Genomic DNA, 21,553 nt, shown 5'->3' with positions numbered 1-21,553 from the left:
CAGGGAAGCAGAGCCGCAGGCCCGATCCCGGGTGCGGCGTCTCAGGGACCGGGACCGGATGAGCACCGAGGGAGCCAGCGCCCGCTACATCGACCTCGACGCCTGGGACAGCCTCGACATCCTCAAGGCGCTGTGGGAGGGGCAGCTCGCCGCGGTGGCGGCGGTCGGCCCGGCCCTTTCCGCGCTCGCCGCCGCCGCGGAGGCGGCGGAGGCGGGCCTGCGCCGCGAGGGACGCCTCGTCTATGTCGGCGCGGGCACCTCCGGGCGGATCGGGGTGCAGGACGGGGCCGAGCTGCCGCCGACCTTCGACTGGCCCGAGGACAGGCTGGGCTTCGCCGTCGCGGGCGGGCACGGCGCCCTGCTCCAGGCGGTGGAGGATGCCGAGGATTCGACCGCCGACGGGGCGGCCTGGATCGCCGGGGCCGGAATCGGGCCGCAGGACGTGGTGGTCGGCCTCTCGGCGAGCGGCACGACCCCGTTCACGGTCTCGGCGCTTCGGTGCGCCCGGGCACGAGGCGCCGTCACGATCGGCATCGCCAACAATCCGGGCACGCCGGTGCTCCAGCAATGCGACCACCCGGTGCTGGTGCCGACCGGCGAGGAGGCGGTGGCCGGCTCGACACGGCTCAAGGCCGGCACGGCCCAGAAGGTCGTCCTCAACCTGCTCTCGACGCTGATCATGATCCGGCTCGGCCGGGTCTACCGGGGCCGCATGGTGGCGATGCGCGCCACGAACCGGAAATTGCGGGCCCGCGGCGTCGCCATGGTGGCCGAACTCGCCGCCTGCGATCCCGAGGCGGCGGCCCGCGCCCTGGCGGAGGCGGAGGGCGACATCAAGCTCGCCGTGCTGATCGGCACCGGCGCCACCCGCGAGAGGGCCGAGCGCCTGCTGGCGCGCCACGAGGGCAGCTTACGTCGCGCGCTCGGCGCGGACCGCGAGGATCTCCGCCCGGCGGAGCCCGCCCGATGAGCGGCCCCGAGAGCCTCATGGCGCGCGAGATCGCCGAGGTGCCCGCCGTCGCGGCGCCCCTCTGCGCGCCGGGCGGCGAGGCCGCGCGAATCGGCACCGCCCTGGCGCGGCGCCGCTTCCCCTTCGTGGTTGTGTGCGGGCGGGGCAGTTCCGGGCATGCGGGCGTCCATCTGCGCTACCTCATCGAGACGCGGCTCGGGCTCGTGGTCTCGGCCGCGGCGCCCTCCGTGGTGACGGGCTATGGCCGCCCGCCGCAGGTCGAGGGGGCGCTGTTCGTGGTGATCTCGCAATCCGGCCGCTCCCCCGACCTCGTCGCCGCGACCCAGGCCGCCCGGGAGGGCGGCGCGCTCACCCTTGCGATCGTCAACGATGCCGCCTCGCCCGCGGCCGGGGCGGCCGACCTCGTGCTGCCGCTCGAAGCGGGGCCGGAGCGCGCCGTCGCGGCGACCAAGACGGTGGTGAATTCCCTCGTGGCCGGCGCCGCCCTGGTGGCGGCCTGGGCGGAGGACCGCGCCCTCGCGCAAGGTCTCGCCGCCCTCCCCGACCGGCTCGGATCGGCCCTGTCGCTCGACTGGTCCGCCTGGAGCGCGGACCTCGCGCGCGCGAATCTCGCGCGGCAAGCCACCGCCGCCTTCGTCACCGGACGCGGTCACGGGCTCGGGCCGGTGCGTGAGATCGCCCTGAAACTCTCCGAGACCCTGCGCCTGCCTGCCCTCGGCTACAGCGCGGCGGAGTTGCGGCATGGTCCGCGCGCCGCGCTGTCGCGCCACACGCCGGTCCTGGCGCTGCGGCAGGCCGATGCCCTGGCGCCGGGCGTCGACGACCTGGTGCAGGAGTTGCGCAGCGACGGCGTGCCGGTGCAGGCTTGCGGCGGCCCGGCCGGTTCCCTGCCCTGGCTCGGCGACGGGCATCCCGCCTGCGACCCGATCCTGATGCTGGTGCCGGCCTACCGGGCGATCGAGGCGGAGGCCCGCCGCCGCGGTTTCGACCCGGATGCTCCTCCGGGCCTCACCAAGGTCACGGAAACGCTGTGAGCGACACCCCAGGCCCCGATCGCGTCATCGCCGCGGAACGCGTCTTCGACGGCGAGGTCTTCCTCGGCGCCCGCGCCGTCGTGGTGCGCGGCGGGCAAATCGCCGACCTCACCGCGCAGCCGCCTCCCGGCCTCCCGCTGGTGCGCCTGCCGCCGGGCACGATCCTGGCGCCGGGCTTCGTCGACCTCCAGGTCAATGGCGGCGGCGGCGTGCTCCTCAACGACGACCCGACGCCAGCCGCCATCGCCCGGATCGCGGCGGCGCATCGAAGCGGCGGCACGACCGCTCTCCTGCCGACCCTGATCAGCGACCATCGCCCGGTCATCCGCGCGGCGATCGCGGCCGTGGCGGAGGCGATCGCGGCCGGGATGCCGGGCATCCTCGGCATCCATCTCGAAGGTCCGTTCCTCAGTCCCCGGCGACCCGGCATCCACGATCCCGCGCGGCTCGCCGCCTTCGAGCCGGGCGACGTCGAGCTCCTGACGGGCCTGGGCAGCCGGGGCATCACCCTGATCACGCTGGCGCCCGAGATCGCCCCGCCCGGCACCGTTTCGGCCCTGGTGGCCCGCGGCGCCCGCGTCAGCGCCGGCCATACGGCCGATGACGGCACGGCCTTCCGGGCCGCCCTCGACGAGGGGCTCAGCGGCGCCACGCATCTGTTCAACGCCATGTCGCAGCTCGGGCCCCGCGAGGCGGGCGCGGTCGGGATCGCGCTCACCGATCCGCGCGTCTTCGCCGGGATCATCGCGGACGGCCACCATGTCGGCGACACGGCGCTCGCCATCGCCCGGCGTCTCAAGGGGCCGGAGCGGCTGATGCTGGTCACGGACGCGATGTCGCCGGTGGGCGACCCGCGCGGCGGCACGCGCTTCACGCTGTTCGGGCGCACCATCACGCGCGAGGGCGACCGGCTCACGGGCCCGGACGGGACGCTCGCGGGCTCGGCGCTCACCATGGCGGGGGCGGTGCGCCACATGGCCTCGCGCGGCGGCGCCAGCCTGGAGGAGGCCATGACCATGGCCTCGCTGACGCCCGCCCGCTGGCTCGGCCTCGATCACCGGATCGGGCGCATCGCCCCCGGCTGCGCCGCCGACCTCGTCGTGCTCGATGCGGACCTCGCGGTGCGGGGCACCTGCCTGCGGGGGGATCTGGAGCTTCAGGCCGCGTGAGCCAAGCGGCGTGAGCGGGGGACGGCGCAACAGAAACCTTCCGCCCCCTTGCATGATTGAGGGGTAAGCAACGGGCCATGACCGCAAGGCGTCGCCTCACGCCGGCGCGGCCTCCAGCGCCCGCAGGAACCGGGCCGCCAGGCGCCCGCATTCGGCCGGATCGGCGCAGGGGCGGTGCAGAATCAGGCGGTCGCCGCGCCGGACCACGCCATCCACCGCCCGCGCGACGGCCTCCACCCGGCCGGGCTCGAAGTCGGCGGCAAGGCCCTGCGGTCCGGCGCTGAGGCGCGCGATGCCGAGGTCCCGGCAGGCCGCGCGCAGCCGGGCCAGCGTCAGCAGAGTGTCGACCTCGGGCGGCAGCGGGCCGAAGCGATCCTCGATCTCGTCCCGCAGGGCCTCGGCTTCGTCGGCAGTCCGCAGCCGCGCGAGACGCGCACAGAGGCTCAGGCGCAGTTCCGGCTCGGGCACGTATTCCTGCGGGATGCGCCCCGCGAGGCCGAGCCTGATTTCGGCCGGCGCCGCCTCGTCGGGCTCGCCGCGGGCGGCCCGCACCGCCCGCTCCAGGAGATCGCGGTAGAGGTCGAGCCCGATCAGCTTGACGTGCCCGGCCTGATCCTCGCCGAAGAGGTCGCCCGCGCCGCGCAGATCGAGGTCGCGGGCGCTCAGCGCGAAGCCGGCGCCGAGCCGGTCGAGGGCCGCGAGGGTGCGCAGGCGCTTCTCGCTCGCCGCCGGGAGCCGCGCCTGCGGATCGGTGAGCAGGTAGGCCGCCGCCCGCCGCTGCCCGCGGCCCACGCGCCCGCGCAGCTGATGCAGCTGCGCGAGGCCGAACCGCTCCGGATGCCAGACCAGCATCGTGTTGGCGCGCGGCACGTCGAGGCCGCTCTCGATGATGTTGGTGGCGAGCAGCACGTCGCCCTCCCCGGCCGCGAAGCGGACCATCGCCTCGTCCATCGTGTCGGGGGGAAGCTCGCCATGCGCGAGCGCGATCGTCAGCTCCGGCACGATGCTGCGCAGCTGCGCCTCCATCGGCGCGAGATCGGCGATGCGCGGGCAGACGACGAAGCTCTGGCCGCCGCGGCGGTGCTCGCGCATCAGCGCCGCCCGCACCGTGTCGGGTGCGAAGGGCGCGATGACGGTCCGGATCGGCTGGCGGACCACCGGGGGCGTGGCGATCACGCTCAGGTCCTGCAGGCCCACCAGCGCCGTCTGGAGCGTGCGGGGGATCGGGGTGGCGGTGAGGGTCAGGACATGCGCGCCCCGGGCGGCGCGGCGCAGCCGCTCCTTCTGGGCGGTGCCGAAGCGCTGCTCCTCGTCGATGATCACGAGCCCGAGATCCGGCATCCGCACGCCGCGGCCGGCGAGCGCGTGGGTGCCGATCACGAGCCGCACGCTGCCCTCGGCAAGGCCCGCCTTCACGCGCTTGGCCTCCGCGGGAGGCGTCAGGCGCGAGAGCTGCGCCGGCACGATGCCGAAGCGCGCGAAGCGGCGCCGGAAGGTCTCGGTATGCTGGCGAACGAGGACCGTGGTCGGCGCCGCGAGGGCAACCTGCCGGCCCGCGAACAGCGCCGCCGCCGCGGCCCGCAGGGCCACCTCCGTCTTGCCGAAGCCGACATCGCCGCAGACGAGGCGGTCCATCGGACGGCCCGCGGCGAGATCCTCCAGCACCGCGTCGATCGCGGCCGCCTGATCGGGCGTGAGGGAAAAGCCGAATCCGGCACAGAAGCGCTCCATCTGCCGGTCGGGCGGGATCAGGGGCTCCGCCCGGGCGCGGCGGCGGGTCTCGGCGAGATCGAGCATCCGCCGCGCCGTCGCGGCGACGGCCGCCGCGACGGTCGCCCGCCGCTTCTCCCAGGTGCCGCCATCGAGCCGGTCCAGGGAGACGGCCTCGGCCGCCGACCCGTAGCGCCAGATCCGGTCGGCCTGGCTCAGGGGCGCGAGCAGGACGGCATCGTCGGCGAAGCGCAGGCGTGCCGCCTCCTCGGCCTCGCCGTCGGGGCCGCCGACGGGCTCCAGCCCCTCGAAGACGCACAGGCCGTGATCCTCATGGATGGCGACGTCGCCCCGGTGCAGGTCGATCTCGCCGAAGGGCAGCGCCGCGGCCGCATCGCCCTGCGCCGGCGCCGCCCGCAAGCCCAGCAGGTCGGCGGCGGCCACCACCGTGACCTCTGCCTCCGGCACCCGGAACCCGGCCCCGATCGGCGCCTCCAGCACCGCCACCTGTCCGGGTTCCGCCGCCAGCACGCAGGCCCAGCTGCGCGCCCGCAGGAGCTTGTGCCCGAGTTGGTCGACGGCCTCGCGGGCAAGCCGGCGCAGGGGCCCGGGCGGGCCGGTCAGCAGGACGCGGTCCCCCGCCCTCAGGCGCTCGGTGAGGAACCGGCCGAAGGCGGCGGCCGGGCGCCGCTCCCGGACGAAGGCCGGCACCGCCACGTCCCCGATCGCATCGGCCGAGGCGAAACGGTGCCGGTCGAGCACATCGGACCATTCCGGCGGCGTGAGGTAGAGCCGCGCATCCGCCGGATGCGCCTCCCCGGCCGCGCTCCCCTCCGTGACCTGCTCGAAGAAGGCCGCAGCGCGCGCCTCGGCGCCGGCCTCGACCACCAGCCTCGCCCCCGGCAGCGCGTCGAGGACGGTCGCGAGGCGGGGGTAGAAGCGGGGCAGGCGGTGCTCCTGGCCGGTGAAGGGCGCGAGCGGCTCGGGCGCATCCGGACCGAGAATGAGCTCGGTGGCCGGATCGATGACGAGCTCCGCCGCGTCGGCGACCGAGCGCTGGGTCACCGGATCGTAGGAGCGGATCGCGGTGATGCGCCCGTCCTCGTGCTCGATGCGGCAGGGGCGCGGCGCGGCCGCCGGGAAGACCTCGAGGGTTCGCCCGCGCACCGCGATCTCGCCGGGCTCGTCGACGCGCTCGTCGAGGATGTAGCCGAGGCGGGTGAGCGCGGCGGTGAGGGAAGCGGCCTCGAAGCCGTCGCCGACCCGCAGCGCGACGCGGGCCTCGGCCCAGATCTCGGGCGGCGGCACCCGCTGGATCAGGGCCGGCGCCGTGCTGAGGAGCAGATCCGGACGGTGCGCCGTGTCCGCCAGCCAGCGCAGCACGCCTGCGCGCGCGCCCATGGTGCCGCGGGACGGCGAGGTGCGGTCGCCCGGCAGGCAGTCCCATTCCGGATAGACCGCCACTTGGCGCGCGGGCGCGAGGCTGCGGAGGATCGCGGCGATCTCGTCGAGCCGCCGCCCGTCGCGGGCGAGGAACACCAGGGGCGCGGCCGTCTCCGCGAGCCCGATGAGGGCGACCGCGAGCGCCCCCGAGGGGATGGCCGGTGCGATGATCTCCGCGGCGCTCTCACCGACCGCGACGCGACGCCTGTGCTTCACCATGCCCCCACCGCCCCCACCCTACCGGGCGCGGACAACGCCCTGCGGCCCCTCACGGTTCGCGGCGGTGGTCCCGTCAAAACAGCCCAGGAACACCGGACGGCCGCGGCGGGTTCTCTGAGCCTCGCCGCCGGCCGGATGGAAGACCATGCTGTTTCGACCGGAGGCCCGCGCCGCCGCGGGATCCACCCGCCCCGCGCCGGGCCGGAACGCGCATCCAGGATCGCACGCCCCGCGCGGCTGCGCGGTGACGCCATGACCGTCGACCAGACCCTCGCCGTCTCCCTCATGGGCGCCACCATGGCGCTCTTCCTGTGGGGGCGGATGCGCTACGACATCGTGGCGGGGCTCGCGCTCGTCACCGGCATCGCCGTCGGGCTCGTGCCGGCCAAGCAGGCCTTCAGCGGCTTCTCGGACGACATCGTGATCATCGTCGCGAGTGCGCTCGTCGTCAGCGCCGCCGTCGCCCGCTCGGGGGCGATCGAGGCCGTCCTGCGGCCCGTCGCGCCCCGCCTGCGCAGCGCGCAGGCGCAGGTCACCGTGCTGGTCGCCGCCGTCGCCGTGCTCTCCGCCTTCATCAAGAACATCGGCGCGCTCGCCATGATGCTGCCGATCGCCTACCAGCTCGCCCGCAAGGGCAACCGCTCACCCTCGCTCTTCCTGATGCCGATGGCCTTCGGGGCCCTGCTCGGCGGGCTCGTGACCGAGATCGGCACCTCGCCGAACATCATCGTGGCGCGGCTGCGCGGCGAGCTGACGGGCGTGCCGTTCGGGATGTTCGACTTCGCGCCCGTGGGGATCGGTCTCGCGGTGGCGGGCGTGGCCTTCCTGAGCGTCGGCTACCGGCTGCTGCCCCGGGGCCGGCAGGGCACGACCGGCCTCGACGAGGCGGTGGCGATCACGGACTATGCCACCGAGGCGCGCATCCCCGCGGATTCGCCGCTCGCGGGCCGCACGGTCGCCGATCTGACGGCGGGCCCCGATCGCGGCGTGGCCGTGACGGGGCTCGTGCGGGAGAAGACCCGCCTGACCGCGCCGCTGCCGGATGCCGTGCTGCGGCCCCACGACCGGGTGATCCTGCGCGGCGATTCCGCCGCCCTCGCCCGCTTCGTCGGCGAGGCGGGCCTTCTGCTCGACGGCCAGGACCGCAGGCTGCAGGCCGAGGACGGCGCCGATGACGAGATCGGCACCGTGGAGGCCGTGCTCGGACCGACCTCGATCCTGGTCGGTCAGACGGCCGGCCGGCTCGCCCTGCACGACCGCTTCGACGTCACCCTGCTGGCGGTGAGCCGGGCGGGGAAACGATTCACCGAGCGCCTGCGCGACATCACGCTTCGCACCGGCGATGTCATCGTGCTGCAGGGCCGCGAGGCCGGCCTGCCGGCGCGGCTGCGCGACCTCGGCGCCCTGCCGCTCGCCTCCCGCTCCCTCTCCCTCGGCAGCACCCGCCGCGGCTGGATCACCCTGGCGATCCTCGCGGCCACGATCACCGCCGTGGGCTTGAGCCTCGTGCCGGTCGCGGTGGCGTTCTTCGCCGCCGCCCTGGGCATGATGCTGTTCCGGACCCTGCCGGCCCGGGAGGCCTACGAGGCGGTGGAGTGGCCGATCCTGGTGATGCTGGCGGCCCTGATCCCGGTGAGCGACGCCCTGCGCAGCACGGGCACCACGGACCTCCTGGCCGGGTGGCTGTCGCAGGTCGGGGTCCTGCTGCCCGGCTGGGGCGCCCTGGCCCTGATCATGATCGCCGCGATGCTGGTGACGCCCTTCCTGAACAACGCCGCGACGGTGCTGGTGATGGCGCCGCTGGCCGCGAGCTTCGCCAGGACGCTCGGCTACCGGCCCGACGCCTTCCTGATGGCGGTGGCGATCGGCGCCGCCTGCGACTTCCTCACCCCGATCGGCCACCAGTGCAACACGCTGGTCATGGGGCCCGGCGGCTACCGCTTCGGCGACTATGCGCGCCTCGGCGCCCCTCTCTCGCTGCTCGTCCTCGTCGCCGGAGTGCCGCTGATCCTCCTCGTCTGGCCGCTCGCCTAGAGCCGTGGCCGTTTCGATTGAAACGGCCACGGCTCTTCAGTCTTTGATTTTTCGCGCTCCCTTGCGCCGGACCGGCCTCCACTTCGGCGGGGAGCGCTCTGGAGCGCTTTCCCTCTCCAATAATATTGACCCTCGTTAATTCGGAACCACAAGTCGCCGAATCGGCACGAAGGAACACCATAGCTCTATCGTTGTTGACGATGCCGGATAATTTAGCTCCGAATCCGGAAAGTTAAGCTTGCATGCCCTTCTCATCAACCTTGACGAGCCAGCTCGCGACGGCGATCCATGAGCGCCGCGCGATCCTGTTCGCGGGCGCCGGCCTTTCGATCTCCGTGGGCCTGCCGTCCTGGCGGGACCTGATCGCCCACATGGCGGAAGAGCTCGGGTTGGGACAGGACAGCATTCCGCGGCACAGCATCAGCTATCACACCCTGGCCGAGTACTACCGCATCTCCAAGGGCAGCATTGGCCCCCTGCGCAGCTGGATGGACCGAAACTGGAAGATATCCGAGCACGACATCGGAGATTCCCGGCTGCACAAGCTCATCATCGATCTCGATTTTCCGATCATCTACACGACCAATTACGATCGCAATATCGAATCTGCCTACGAGGCCCGCGGTATCAAATACGTCAAAGTTGCGAACGCGCGCGACATCGCCCGCATCAACGATAGCTCCACGCAGATCATCAAATTTCACGGCGATTTCGAGGACGACCAATCCCTCGTGATTACCGAGACAGACTACTTCAACCGCCTCGAATTCGACTCGCCGCTGGACATCAAATTCAGGTCGGATGCGCTCGGCAAGACTGTCCTGTTCATCGGATACAGCATGACCGACATGAACATCCGCCTGCTGCTTCACAAGCTGTGGCGGACCTGGCGCGTATCGGGCTACGAGCGCAACCGTCCGAACTCGTTCGTCTTCATGTCCCGGGCCGATCCGATCCAGGAGGCCGTCCTCGCCCAGTGGGGCCTGACCGCCGTGACGGGGGACTCGGACGATCCGGAGGCGGCCTTGGCGGACTTTCTCACCGAACTGCACATGCGCGTGTCGCAGCTGAGGCATCCGGAGGGCCGAAGCGAGCCGGCCTGAGAAGCGGCCGCGCGGGGCCGAACCGTGGCGCCCATGATGCCCCGGGATCCCGCCGCGCCGGGTCTCGGCCGAGGTTGCAGGCTGCCCTGGACCGTCTCCCGACTCAGGGCCTGTCAACGTCATCGTCACCGGGGCGCGAGCCTGATCTTCACAAGCCAAAACACTGGAACGGTGAAGCGATCGCGATCAAAGTGACGGCGCAGTGCAAGGCGCTCTTGAGACGCCAATCGCGGTCAGGGAGGCTGAAGTGGAAGCAGCAGCGCGGGCCGAGGCGGGTCGGCGACACGCCCCGAATCTGTCGGTACCACTGGCTCTCGGCGCATTGGGCGTCGTCTACGGCGATATCGGCACCAGTCCTCTCTATGCGCTCAAGGAGACCATCAAGGCCGCCACCGGGGGGAGCGCGCCACGAGAGGAGGCTGTGCTCGGCTCCGTCTCGCTCGTCCTGTGGTCCCTCGTGCTCATCGTGGCGCTCAAATACGCCGTTCTCATCCTGCGCGCCGACAACAAGGGCGAAGGCGGGATCGTCGCCATGCTGGCCCTGCTGGGCGCTCGCCACGCGCCACCGCGCTCCTGGCGCGCCATGCTGCTCCTGGTCGGCTTGATCGGAGCAGCTTTGCTCTACGGTGACGGCGCGATCACGCCCGCCATATCGGTGCTCAGCGCCGTCGAAGGCCTGAAGGTCGATGCCCCCGGCCTGACCCCCTTCGTGGTGCCGATCACGCTCGCGATTCTGATCGGCCTGTTCTTCGTCCAGCGTCACGGCACCGGCTTGATCGGCCGCGTCTTCGGCCCGGTGATGCTGCTGTGGTTCCTGGTGATCGCCGGAATCGGGATCGGTAGCCTTCTCCAGGCACCGCGAGCCTTGATGGCGCTGAATCCCTATCATGCCCTGCATCATCTGCTCGCGGCCGGTCCGCACGTCAGCTTTGCCATGCTCGGAGCCGCCTTCCTGGCCGTCACGGGCGGTGAGGCGATGTATGCCGATCTGGGCCACTTCGGATGTGGCCCTATCCGACTGGCGTGGTTTTCGATCGTGCTGCCGGCGCTGGCACTGAACTACCTCGGCCAGGGCGCGCTGCTGCTGCAGGACCCGTCCGCAGCCGACAACCCGTTCTTCCAGCTCGCTCCGGATTGGGCGCATTACCCTCTGGTCGGCTTCGCCACGCTCGCGACGGTGATCGCCTCGCAGGCCATCATTTCAGGCGCGTTCTCGCTCACCCAGCAGGCAATCCAGCTCGGGTTCTTCCCGCGGATGCGCATCGTTCACACCTCGACGCACGAGGCAGGCCAGATCTATGTGCCGATCGTGAACTGGTTCCTCGCATTCGGCACCCTGGGCGCCGTCCTGGCCTTCGGATCGTCCGACGCGCTGGCGGGTGCCTACGGCATCGCGGTGTCGCTGCTGATGGTGATCACGACGGTGCTGGCGGCGCTGATCGCCCGCCAATGGGGCTTCAATCCGATCCTCGTTCTGATGGTCAACGGGATGTTCCTGTTGGTGGACCTGACCTTCTTCGGCGCCAACAGCGTGAAACTGTTCGAGGGCGGCTGGTTCCCGCTCGTGCTGGCGGCCGGCGTGGCGTTCCTGATGCTCACGTGGCGGCGTGGGGTGATGCTGATGGAGGACGCGCGCAGGCACGTCCGCATCCCCGAACAGGAGTTTCTGGCCCGCGTGGAAGCCAAGCACCTTCCCCGCATTCCCGGGACGGCGGCGTTCCTGACCTGGGCGACCGAAGGCATGCCGCTGCCGCTTATGAACTTCGTTCACCATCTGCGCGTGCTGCACGAGCGCGTGCTGCTGGTGACGGTTCAGAGCTTGGATCTGCCGCGGGCGCCCGATGCCGACAGGCTCCAGGTGGTGCCGATCACGAAGGATGTGAGCCGGGTGATTCTCCGCTTCGGCTTCACGGAAGAGGAGAATGTCCCGGCCGCCCTGCAGCTGGCTGCGGAGTCGGGCCAGCTGCCCGAGCTCGACGTCGAGAAGCTGACCTATTTCATCAGTCATGAAACGGTCATTCCGTCGGAGAGAAAGCCTGGCATGTCGGTCTGGAGAGAGGAGATTTTCGCGCTGATGCAGCGCAATGCCGAAGAGACTGCAAGCTACTTCTGCGTCCCGGCCCGCAAAGTGATGGAGGTCGGCACCGAGGTGGAAGTTTGAGCAGCTTGCAGACGCTGCGATGTGCAGGAGCGAGCGCCGGCCCGCGTCTTCGCGTGCGTCGAGGTCGTTGGCGGGTTGGAGGATGTCCGGGAGAAGTGGACACCTTGTCTCCGCCCGGACATCCGATCGATCAATGATCGAGAGGACCGGAGCACGGCGTGATCAATCGCCGGCGCGTCCGCTCGCCGGGTCGCTCGCGAGCCGGCGCAGCAGGGTCCGCAGCCAGCGATGGGCCGGATCATCGTCGTAGGAGGCGTGCCAGAGCATCGACATGGCGACGTCCTCCAGCGGAACCGGCGCGGGGCTCACGGTCAGGCCGAGCGCATCCGCGAAGAAATGCGCGAGGCGGGCGTGCATGGTCGTCAGCACGGGCGCCTTTCGCACCAGGAAGGGCACGGCGAGGAAGCGGGGCGAGGTGACCGCGAGGGTGCGGCTGCGGCCGATCTTCGCGAGCGCGTCGTCCACCACCCCGTGCGCGGTTTCCCTGAGGCTCGTCAGCACGTGGGGAAAGCGCAGGTAATCCTCGAGCGAGATGGGCGGCGTCAGTCCCACCAGCGCGGCGTTGAACAGGCAGACGTAGCTGTCCCGATAGAGGAGGCTCTGCTTGTGGTGCAGCTGCCCGCGGAACGACAGGTCGATGGCGAGATCGACCCGGTCGGCATCGATCTCCTGCAGGATGTGGGCGCGGTCGATGGTGCGCAGGAGCAGGCTGATCCCGGGCGCCTCGGCGCGCAGATAGGCGAGCAGTGTCGGCCCGAGCAGCACCTCGGTGCTGTCGGGCAGGCTGATGGTGAAGGTGCGCTCCACAATCCTCGGGTCGAACGCCTCGTCGCGCCGCACCAGGAACTGGACCTGCCGCAGCATCGAGCGCACCGGCTCGGCGAGCGCAAGCGCCCGCGGCGTCGGCCGCATCCCTTCGGGCGCGCGCGTCAGCAGCTCGTCGCCGAACAGGGCGCGCAGCCGCGCGAGACTGCTGCTCATCGCCGATTGCCCGACCCCGGTGCGCGCCGCCGCCCGCGTGACGCTGCGCTCGGACAGGAGCGCATCGAGGGCCACCAGCAGGTTGAGATCGATCCGGGCAAGATCGATATGATCAATAGTCATTATCGATGCAATCTGTTTGATCCATGCTGCGGCGCAGCGCATATAGGGCGCAGACGCGGGGCCGGAACCGGCTCCGACCAGCCAGAAAGACCAGGATCATGACTTTCCGCACGACGCTCCTCGCGGCCGCGGCCGCCTCGTCTCTGATCGGCTCGGCCTATGCCGACGCCGCCAAGCCCTCTCGGGCCACCAGCATCGATCTCGGCCCGCTGGCCGGGGTTGCCTACTACACGGTCGAACCCAAGGGGTACCACGTGGTCGTGACGCTCGCGCCGCGGGCCGCGGCGCCCTCCCTGCGGTTCGAAGCGGTGCTGGCCTCAGGCCAGAGCGTGATCGTCTCGACGCCGCGGCAGGCGGGCGCCGCGGCCCGGTCGATCGAGATCAGCCGCAACAACGACGCGGTCTCGGTCACCCCCGCGCCAGCCGAGGTCAACGAGACGGCCTCCCTCGACTGAGGACCGCCTCGGCGGTGCTCCCGTCAGACGGCAGCCGAGCGGCCCGCCGCCTGATACCAACGGTCATTTCCATGTGACCGTTGGTTCCTCTCTCGAATTGTCGCCAAGCCTCGTCACGAAGCCTTCGGCTTGGCATCGAAAATTCGGGATGGGTCAACGGTCCGATGCGTCAGCATCCTGGGCCGTTGGTATGACGGGAGCCGGGGGCTCGCTGCGCCTCCGGCTCTCTGGCACGACGCTGTCCGGTGGGTGGCGCCCGACCCGGAGGCGCCCCCGGATCCGGGCTTCGCGTCAGCCCTTCCAGTTGCGAAGGGCCGCGAAAGGGCTGTCGTCGGCGCGGGGCGGCGGGGGGTTCAGCACCGGCTCGATCTGCTGGACCGCATCCGCGAGCGAGAAGGCCGAGCCGCTCGGCAGCCTGCCGCCTGCGGCGTCGTGGTGCCCGCCGCCACGGAACAGCCGTGCCCCACTCAGCGCGGTGCCGTCGTTCGAGCGAAACGACAGCGTGCCGGTGCGCTGCACGTTGATCAGGCGGGACGCCCGGCCCCCCGACATGACCAGGTCCGACACCCGCTGGAACGTGCCCGGATCGAGGGCGAACGACAGCAAGGTGCCGTCGGAGAGCGCGTGGAACAGGTCGTCGGAGCGGGCGAGAGCCCGGGCCAGGCGCGTGCGCGCCGTCAGGCTCGGATCGTCGTCGGGCGCATCGCGCATCAACTCGTCGACGATACCCTCCCGCAGGGCCGGGACCGCCCGTTCGAGCGCGGCGGGCGTCGCACCCTGGCGGATCAGCCTGCTCGCATCGAGCAGAAGGCGCGATACGAACGGGTCATGGGCCGGGTGCCCGACCGGCACGAAACTCGCCACGTTGTCCCAGAACACCTCGTCGAGGGCGAGGCCGCTCGCGAAGCTCGGCCGGTCCTTCAGCCACAGATCGAGGGCGTCCACGGCCTCGATGAGCGTGCCGAGATCGGCGACGCGGTCGGGATCCGCCTCGCGGGTCGCGAACAAGGCCCGGTGCTCGGAGGCCATCCTGGTCGCACTGCGGCCCTCGTCGACCAGCACGGTGATGTGCGGGTCGCCGAGGTCGAACCGCATCGGGCGAGCGCGATCCGGGCTGTCCGCAGGCTCCAGGCGCTGGCGGCGAAGCTGCTCGACCGACGAGGCGTGGTGATCGAGCACGATCAGCCGATGGAACTCGGCAGGTTCGCGGCGCCGGTTCATGGCGGCGAACCGGCGCAGGAACGCGATCGTCGGCTCTTCGAGACCGAGATCCGTCAGGAGCAGCATTTCGGGCTTCCGCGTCCGGCCGAGGCGCTTCAGCTCGTCGTCGACGATCGGGCCGACATCGCCGTATCGCGGCACGTGCACGATGCGGCCCGGGTCGGCATAGGCCGCGACGACGGTCGCGGCACCATAGCCGTCGAGGTCATGGTGGGTGATCTGGGTCAGTTGCACGTGTCGATCTCGGCCGGTGTCAGGTCCGGCGAGCATAGACGAGCGGGTGGTGGGTGCGAACCGCATGCGGGGCAGCGCTGCGATTCTTAAGCCGGATGCAACGAGGCGCCCGCCGCGGCCGTGACTGCTCCCCTCCGGCTCGAGCGGAGCACGGGTCCCACGGCAGGACTTGTTGACCGTTGATAGGATACGCTTCCCTCGCCGCACGAACATGCTCAAGCTGACGATCGCGTCCGGGGATCGCTGTTCGGAGTTAGGCCAATGCTCAAGCGATGGCTGATGTTCGCGATCACACCCGCTTGTCTCGGCCCATCGCCGGTCCTGGCCGATGTGCAGATCCTTGCAGCCAAGATCACGGCCGGTGAATTGTGGGTGCTTGGCTCGGCCGACGAGCCGGACGAGGAGATTGTGCTGGACGGGCGCTTCCGAACCAGGACGGATGGAAGGGGCAGGTTCGAGTTCCGCGTCATCTATCACCCGGCCACATGCATCGTCACGCTGCAGACGAAGCGTCAGGATCGGCGCGCCGTCGTTGGCGAGTGTGGGCAGCAGGGGCCCGCAGGGATTCCCGGCGCGCAAGGCCCGCCCGGCCCGCAGGGAGAGGCCGGAGCAGCGGTGCAGACAGAGATCGCCGGCCCGGCGGGACCTCCCGGCCCCGCAGGTCCGCCTGGGCCCGCCGGCCCTGCCGGCCCCCCTGGATCTCGGGGCGATATCGGCCCTGCGGGCCCGCCCGGGCCCCAGGGTGACACCGGCCCTGCAGGTCCGCCCGGTCCTCAGGGTGACGCTGGCCCTGCGGGCCCGCCCGGGCCTCGCGGAGACATCGGCCCCGCAGGCCCATCCGGACCGGCGGGTCCGCCCGGAGAGGCCGGCGCGACGGGAGCCGCCGGCCCGGCAGGTCCAATCGGCACGGCTGGCCCCCCTGGGGTCGTGGGCCCGCCAGGTCCCATGGGACCGAAAGGCGACCCGGGAGCGCCAGGCCCACAAGGCCCCCGCGGTCTTCCGGGCGAGCCTGGACCGGCAGGTCCTCCTGGCGAGAGGGGACCGATGGGACCTCATGGAAAGGTCGGGCCGCGCGGCCCGGCGGGACCGCCCGGTCCCAGAGGGCCGGCAGGCCCGTCAGGCAGGCCACCGAGCGCTCCGCGCTCTCCCTCGCGACCTGCCGGCGAGCGTGAGCCGTTGCAGATCCAGCCTGCCCCCGCCCCCGAGACACAGTCCCCTTACTAGAGTATGTCCCGGAGAAGAGGACACCGGTTCTCCGGCACCTTTTCTCCGTCCGGACATCCGACGCATCACAGACCGAGAGTCTGTCAGGCGCTTCTCGAAGGGCCCGACAGGCTCCAGTCCGATCCCGCTCCGCGGCTGCTCCCGCTCCGCGGCTGCGGGAATGGCCGCATCGCGACCTGAGCGGGACTGCTGCGGGCCGGTGCGTGCACGGGACAGCGGCGGGTCTGACGGAAGGATCGCGGGGATTCACTTCGGCGGCTGCAGTTCTGCCCGATGCAGGCTGGATGTCCGAGCAATCCGCCATCCGACGGCGACGTTGAAGCAAGACGCTCTGCTGCGAAGCGAGGAGCACTGTGCTGCCGCCACCTGCATGAGGCCGGAACACCATCGGCGCTTCACCGTTCTCTGTGCCTCCCCGCCGCCGGGATGGAGATCGGTGATGCGCCGGCTGGAAACCCGCACGCTCGAGCTGCTCGCCCGCTTCGGCTACGCAGCTCGCGGTGTTGTCTACTGTCTCGTTGGTGGTCTCGCAGTTCTGGCTGCAATCGGCTCCGGCGGGCAAGCGGGGGGAAGCCGCAGCGCCCTCGCCACGCTGCTCGGCCAGCCGTTCGGCCGTGTCTGGCTCGGCTTGATTGCAGCGGGTCTCATCGGCTTTGCGGTCTGGCGCGTCGTCGAGGCGGCGACGGACGCCGATCATCTCGGCAGGTCCTACAAGGCTCTCGCGACCCGGACCGGGCACATGATCAGCGGCGTCATCTACGGCGGGTTGGCCGTGTCGGCTGCCCAGCTCGCTCTTGGCCGGCGCCGCGGCGGCGGAGATGATCAGGCGGCGCAAGACTGGACCGCATGGGTGCTCGAGAAGCCTCTCGGGCAATGGGCGATCGGACTGGTCGGTTTGGTGGTGATCGGGGTCGGCTTTGCCTTCCTGCTCAAGGGCTGGAAGGGTGACGTGCTGCAGCGGCTCGCGCCTCCTGCCGAGGTTCGGCGGTGGGCGGTTCCGATGGGCCGGCTCGGCTTCGCGGCGCGCGGTGTCGTGTTCGTGCTGGTCGGAGTGTTCCTGGTCCTTGCTGCCATTCAGAGCAGTTCGCGAGAGGCCAAAGGGCTCGGCGGAGCCTTGCACGTCTTGCAACAACAGCCTTACGGCTGGGCGATTCTGGCTGTCACGGCTCTCGGTCTCGCAGCTTTCGGGCTGTTTGGGCTCGTCCAGGCCCGATACCGCCATATCGACCCGCCGGACGCCTCCGACGCAAAGGCTGCGATCGAGAAGGCTGTCTCGGGAGCAGCCAGCCCTTGATCGGGCGCGCGCCGTCGCATCGGCGAAGGATGAGGGGCAATTCGGCGGGGGCTCGGTCGAGGCACGCAGGGCCGGCCGGGAACGGCACGCTCCCTGGATCTCGGGCTACCATCCGCATCCGGGGCGCGATGCCCGCCCCTTCGCTGCTCACCCTCCTCTGCCTGATGCCTCCGGCGTGGATGTGTGATCTCGCCGTCGCCGAGGCTCCGTGGCGTGTGCAGCAACAACATCCTTTTCGGTCCGCGTCACCCGCGCCATCCTCTCAGCGTGCAGCGACCGGACATCCGACCTGTCCCGCTGCACGCAGCCCGGTCTCGGCCACCACCAGCAGACGGGGCAGCGCAGGTGCTGCAGGCACGCCGTCGCGAATGCGCGCCTCTCCCGCTGCACTGACCTGAACACGACCAGAGCGGGTTTGGACGCCCGAGCACGAAGTCTGGCAGCCCAGCCATTCGCCTGGCCGGTCGGCGGCAGTAGTGGTGATCCCCGCAAGCCCGACGCATCGGCGGACGGCCGGAGCGAACACACAAGAAGACGAGGGGATACCATGAGCACCGTCATCGACTGCCGCCCGGCCGTGGCCACGCCGGACCTCAAGGCCATCAAGGCCAGGCAGCAGCTGGCCTGGTCGTCGGGCGACTACGCCGTCGTCGGCACGACGCTGCAGATCGTCGGCGAGCAACTCGCGGAGGCGATGGAGCTGCGCGCGGGGCAGAGCGTTCTGGACGTCGCCGCCGGCAACGGCAACTTCACGCTCGCCGCCGCCCGCCGCTGGTGCGACGTGACGTCCACGGACTATGTCGAGACCCTCCTGGATCGCGGGCGGCGGCGGGCCGAGGCCGAGGGCGTGGCCGTCACGTTCCGCAAGGCCGACGCCGAGGACCTTCCGTTCGCGGACCGGTCCTTCGACGCGGTCGCGTCCACCTTCGGCGCGATGTTCAGTCCCGACCAGGGCCGCACCGCGGGCGAGATGCTGCGGGTGTGTCGGTCCGGGGGCCGCATCGGCCTGGTCAACTGGACGCCCGATGGCTTCATCGGCCAGATGTTCAAGACGATCGGCAAACATCTTCCCCCGCCGCCCGGCCTCAAGTCGCCGGCCCTCTGGGGAACCCCGGAGTGGATCGAGAAGGCCTTTGGTGCCGACGCGTCCTCGCTCGTCGCCCAGTCCCGGCACTTCGTCTTCCGCTACCGCTCGGCACAGCACTTCCTCGACATCTTCCGCACGTATTACGGCCCGATGCTGAAGGCCTTCGAGGCGCTCGACGCCACCGGCAGGAAAACGCTGGCGCAGGACCTCACCGACCTGATCGGGCGCTTCAACAAGTCCGGCGACGCGACCATGGTCGTGCCGAGCGAATACCTGGAAGTCGTCGTGACACGACGGTGAGGACGGGACAGGCCACAGCAGCCGGCGGCACCAGCCACCGTTTGCCGGAAGCCTGAATGCCTTCGCCGCGTCGCCCCGATGAGGGGCGGCGCGGCACGTCTCCCGACCATCTCGCATCCCGACCGCTCCGGGGCCGGCTGCCCGGTCGCGTGCGGATGGCCGCGTCCGTTGCACGGGCCCCTCGGGTTATCCCGCCATGGCCAAGCTGGCGCCCCACGCCCGGCCCGAGGATGCGGCGGTCGTAGTCCTCGGCAAGGGCGCGGAGCGCCGCCATGCCATCGCCGGCGAAGGCGGAGCCGTGCATCAGCGCGAGGTTCAGCCGCGCCACCTTGGTGCGCCACGGCCCGATCTTCGTCACCGCGGTCGCCATGGCGTTCGCGGTCGCCGCCCTGTCCCCGATCGTCGCGGTCCAGCAGGGCAGCCTCGCCCTCCCGGCATTCAGCTCCAATGGCTGGATCGCGGTGCTGTTCCTCGGCACCATCGCGGGCGCCGTGCAGTTCCCGCTCTTCATGTGGGCCCTGCGCTGGCTCGCGCCGACCACGACGGTCCTGTATCTCACGCTCAATCCGATGACCGCGATGGTGCTCGGGATCGTGGTTCTCGGAGAGTCGCTGACCACCGAACTGGTCGCCGGCAGGGCGCTCGCCATCTCGGGGATCGTCGTGGGCAGCGGCGCCTGGGCGCGCCGCGGATGTGCGGTGACCCGGCAGCCCGGCCGATGGCAGGCGTGTGAACACCCGCGCCGCGTTTTACTTTGAGTCCGGCGATCGGCCCGGCCGAGGTTCGATTCGCGCGGGGATCTGAGGCTCCTGGCCATGACGGCGGATGTGCTTTCGGATGTGCTCTCGGCGGTCCGGCTGACCGGCTCGGTGTTCTTCGATATCACCGCCGCTGCGCCATGGGTCGCGGAGGCGCCGCCATCGGCGCAGATCGCGGGCGCCGTTCTGCCCGGCGCCCAGCACGCGATCGAATACCACGTGCTCACGCGCGGCTCGTGCTGGATCTCCATCGTCGACGGTGCGCCGTTCGAGCCCGTCCAGCTGCAGGAGGGCGACATCGCCATCATCCCGCATGGCGAGCCGCACGCCGTCTCCAGCGCGCCGGGAATGCGCGCCAAGCCCGATCTCGACGTCCATCGCCGGCCGTACGAGGTCGGCGGCCTGCCGATACGGCTACGGGCCGGCACAGGCGGCGCGGGCGACGCCCACGTGATCTGCGGATTCTTCAGCTGCGACGTGCGCCCGTTCAATCCGCTGCTGGAGGCGTTGCCGCGCTTCGTGCGCGTCGGACGCGGCGCGTCGCCGGCGACGGACGGGTTGCTGAACCAGTTCGTCCTCCTGCTCTCGCACGAGACGAGGCACCGGCGCCCGGGCGCCCAGAGCGTCCTCAACCGGCTGTCGGAACTGATGCTCATCGAGGCGGTCCGGACCTACATGGACCGGCTCGACCCCGGGCGCACCGGCTGGCTGTCCGGGCTGCGCGATCCGCTGGTGGGCCGTGCCCTCGCGCTGTTGCACGCCGAGCCGGCCCGGGCCTGGACGCTCGAGGACCTCGCCGCCGCGTGCGGCGCGTCGCGCTCCGCGCTCGCCGGCAGGTTCACCCAGCTGACCGGCCATCCTCCCATCCAGTATCTCACCCGATGGCGCATGCAGCTTGCGGCCAGGCGCCTGAGCGAGGGGGGCGCCAAGGTCGTCGCCGTGGCCCAGGAAGTCGGTTACGACTCCGAGGCGGCGTTCAGCCGGGCGTTCAAGAAGTTCTCCGGCCGGTCACCGAGCGAATGGCGGTCCGGCTGAGGCGTTCCCGCGATGTCGGTCGCATTCCGCGGCAGGATCCCCCTTACGGGGCAGAACACGAACTTGCTCCGAGTGTCCGGTTCGCGCGAACGGACGGGCAACTCATACCGGCGCACCCTTGGCTTGACTCGTGCTTTGCGGCGGGCACGCCGGTATTGAGTCTTGATTTCGCGCGCGGCCGCCTGACGACAAGGGCCACTCCCCGAGCGCTTACGGCAGAGGAGCTTGAACCTCCGCCGCTCCTTGCGGGCCGAGGCCGCGCGGTGACGATCTCGTCGTAGGAGAACTACTGGATCCCCCTGCGGTGGAGCTGCGGGCGCTCGCGGTAGCGCTCGGCGAATTCCTTGGCGTCGTAGCGCATGTGGCGATCCTCGGCCGGCGGGGCACCTGGCCGATCCTGCGGCGCGTGAGAGAGGCGCGCGACCCACGGCCGGCGGTGATCGAGGTCTGGATCCAGGTCTCGTAGCCCGTGCGCTGGCCGGCGAGCAGCAGGATGATCACGCGCAGGATCGCCACGCTGATGAGATACTCCCAGGATCCCATCAACGGCCTGCTGGCGGGCTTCGTTAGGTAGCTTCAGCCCTGGCAGGCGTAGCGGGTTCTCGTGACGCTCGCGGGCCATGAGGGTCGGCAGCGCCAGCCGACCGAGAAGCGGTGCGTAGCCTGGTTCGGCCGGCAGTGGCTGTTCGCCGAGAAGATGTATGCGGTCTGGCTCCTCGATTTCGTATTCGCCTTCGGACTCGGCATCGTCTTCCAGTATTTTGCCGTCGTGCTGACGCGCGACCTATCGCCGAGCGAGGGCCTAATCGCGGCGCTCAAGGCCGATACCGCCTCGCTAAAGCGGACCGACATCATCTTGGCCGCAGAGGCGATCCAAACGTGCGCTGAATTTGCTCTAAATCAATGCGGTCCGCGGTGGGGCATCCATACAGGGGGAAAGCAGCTATCGCCTTAGCAAACTTGACAGCGGCCTGGAATTCTACAGTTCCGTTGTCGGA

General features: G+C 70.9%; 16 protein-coding genes. 13 read left to right on the top strand and 3 right to left on the bottom strand.

Annotation, left to right across the window (positions count from 1 at the left end):
* The first annotated feature begins 58 nt into the window (after window positions 1-58).
* From MNOD_RS07700 to nagA, 3 genes are read left to right on the top strand one after another with little or no spacing between them, the layout of a single operon-like run.
* Window positions 59-970 (top strand): N-acetylmuramic acid 6-phosphate etherase, encoded by a 912-nt coding sequence (locus MNOD_RS07700; protein ID WP_015928287.1) that lies wholly within the window; start codon window positions 59-61, stop codon window positions 968-970.
* A complete protein-coding gene (locus MNOD_RS07695) occupies window positions 967-2,004 on the top strand; it encodes an SIS domain-containing protein (protein ID WP_015928286.1) in 1,038 nt (345 codons plus the stop codon). The genes MNOD_RS07700 and MNOD_RS07695 overlap by 4 nt, the downstream gene beginning before the upstream one ends.
* Window positions 2,001-3,173, top strand: a complete 1,173-nt coding sequence (gene nagA / locus MNOD_RS07690; RefSeq protein ID WP_015928285.1) for an N-acetylglucosamine-6-phosphate deacetylase — start codon at window positions 2,001-2,003, stop codon at window positions 3,171-3,173. Before MNOD_RS07695 ends, nagA begins: the two co-directional genes overlap by 4 nt.
* Before the next feature lie 96 nt (window positions 3,174-3,269).
* Here the strand turns inward: nagA and MNOD_RS07685 are convergent, their stop codons facing one another.
* The gene (locus MNOD_RS07685; protein WP_015928284.1) at window positions 3,270-6,545 is read right to left on the bottom strand and encodes a TRCF domain-containing protein; all 3,276 of its coding nucleotides are present in this window, start codon (window positions 6,543-6,545) and stop codon (window positions 3,270-3,272) included.
* Between the two features lie 252 nt (window positions 6,546-6,797).
* On the opposite strand from MNOD_RS07685, the gene MNOD_RS07680 reads away from it, so the two are divergent.
* The 3 genes from MNOD_RS07680 (at window position 6,798) to MNOD_RS07670 (ending at window position 11,843) form a co-directional block, all read left to right on the top strand.
* On the top strand, window positions 6,798-8,579 hold the full coding sequence (locus tag MNOD_RS07680; protein WP_015928283.1) for an SLC13 family permease: 1,782 nt from the start codon (window positions 6,798-6,800) through the stop codon (window positions 8,577-8,579).
* 242 nt (window positions 8,580-8,821) lie between these two features.
* Window positions 8,822-9,682, top strand: a complete 861-nt coding sequence (locus tag MNOD_RS07675) for an SIR2 family NAD-dependent protein deacylase (RefSeq protein ID WP_015928282.1) — start codon at window positions 8,822-8,824, stop codon at window positions 9,680-9,682.
* A 247-nt stretch (window positions 9,683-9,929) separates the two neighbouring features.
* A complete protein-coding gene (locus MNOD_RS07670) occupies window positions 9,930-11,843 on the top strand; it encodes a potassium transporter Kup (protein ID WP_015928281.1) in 1,914 nt (637 codons plus the stop codon).
* A 162-nt stretch (window positions 11,844-12,005) separates the two neighbouring features.
* Here the strand turns inward: MNOD_RS07670 and MNOD_RS07665 are convergent, their stop codons facing one another.
* On the bottom strand, window positions 12,006-12,947 hold the full coding sequence (locus MNOD_RS07665; RefSeq protein ID WP_015928280.1) for a LysR family transcriptional regulator: 942 nt from the start codon (window positions 12,945-12,947) through the stop codon (window positions 12,006-12,008).
* Between the two features lie 98 nt (window positions 12,948-13,045).
* Between MNOD_RS07665 and MNOD_RS07660 the strand changes: the two genes are divergently transcribed.
* Entirely contained in the window at window positions 13,046-13,402 is a 357-nt protein-coding gene (locus MNOD_RS07660; RefSeq protein WP_015928279.1) for a hypothetical protein, read from the top strand.
* Window positions 13,403-13,693: 291 nt separating this feature from the next.
* Here MNOD_RS07660 and MNOD_RS07655 read toward each other — a convergent pair whose 3' ends face one another.
* Window positions 13,694-14,857: a demethylmenaquinone methyltransferase gene (locus MNOD_RS07655; protein WP_015928278.1), complete on the bottom strand. Its 1,164-nt coding sequence runs from the start codon at window positions 14,855-14,857 to the stop codon at window positions 13,694-13,696.
* Window positions 14,858-16,520: 1,663 nt separating this feature from the next.
* Between MNOD_RS07655 and MNOD_RS07645 the strand changes: the two genes are divergently transcribed.
* The 6 genes from MNOD_RS07645 (at window position 16,521) to MNOD_RS07625 (ending at window position 21,510) form a co-directional block, all read left to right on the top strand.
* On the top strand, window positions 16,521-17,375 hold the full coding sequence (locus MNOD_RS07645; RefSeq protein ID WP_015928276.1) for a DUF1206 domain-containing protein: 855 nt from the start codon (window positions 16,521-16,523) through the stop codon (window positions 17,373-17,375).
* A 547-nt stretch (window positions 17,376-17,922) separates the two neighbouring features.
* Window positions 17,923-18,762: a class I SAM-dependent methyltransferase gene (locus MNOD_RS07640; protein ID WP_015928275.1), complete on the top strand. Its 840-nt coding sequence runs from the start codon at window positions 17,923-17,925 to the stop codon at window positions 18,760-18,762.
* 272 nt (window positions 18,763-19,034) lie between these two features.
* On the top strand, window positions 19,035-19,520 hold the full coding sequence (locus tag MNOD_RS07635; RefSeq protein ID WP_015928274.1) for a DMT family transporter: 486 nt from the start codon (window positions 19,035-19,037) through the stop codon (window positions 19,518-19,520).
* Window positions 19,521-19,577: 57 nt separating this feature from the next.
* On the top strand, window positions 19,578-20,555 hold the full coding sequence (locus MNOD_RS07630) for an AraC family transcriptional regulator (RefSeq protein WP_015928273.1): 978 nt from the start codon (window positions 19,578-19,580) through the stop codon (window positions 20,553-20,555).
* 304 nt (window positions 20,556-20,859) lie between these two features.
* A complete protein-coding gene (locus MNOD_RS46235) occupies window positions 20,860-21,021 on the top strand; it encodes a hypothetical protein (protein WP_015928272.1) in 162 nt (53 codons plus the stop codon).
* Window positions 21,022-21,159: 138 nt separating this feature from the next.
* Complete coding sequence (locus MNOD_RS07625; RefSeq protein WP_015928271.1) at window positions 21,160-21,510, top strand: DUF4396 domain-containing protein; 351 nt, start codon at window positions 21,160-21,162, stop codon at window positions 21,508-21,510.
* The last annotated feature ends 43 nt before the right edge of the window (window positions 21,511-21,553 follow it).

The organism is Methylobacterium nodulans ORS 2060, assembly GCF_000022085.1.
In the GTDB taxonomy this organism is placed as follows: domain Bacteria; phylum Pseudomonadota; class Alphaproteobacteria; order Rhizobiales; family Beijerinckiaceae; genus Methylobacterium; species Methylobacterium nodulans.
Note: the sequence above shows the minus strand (reverse complement) of the source record. Positions and strands in the feature narration are given on the sequence as shown.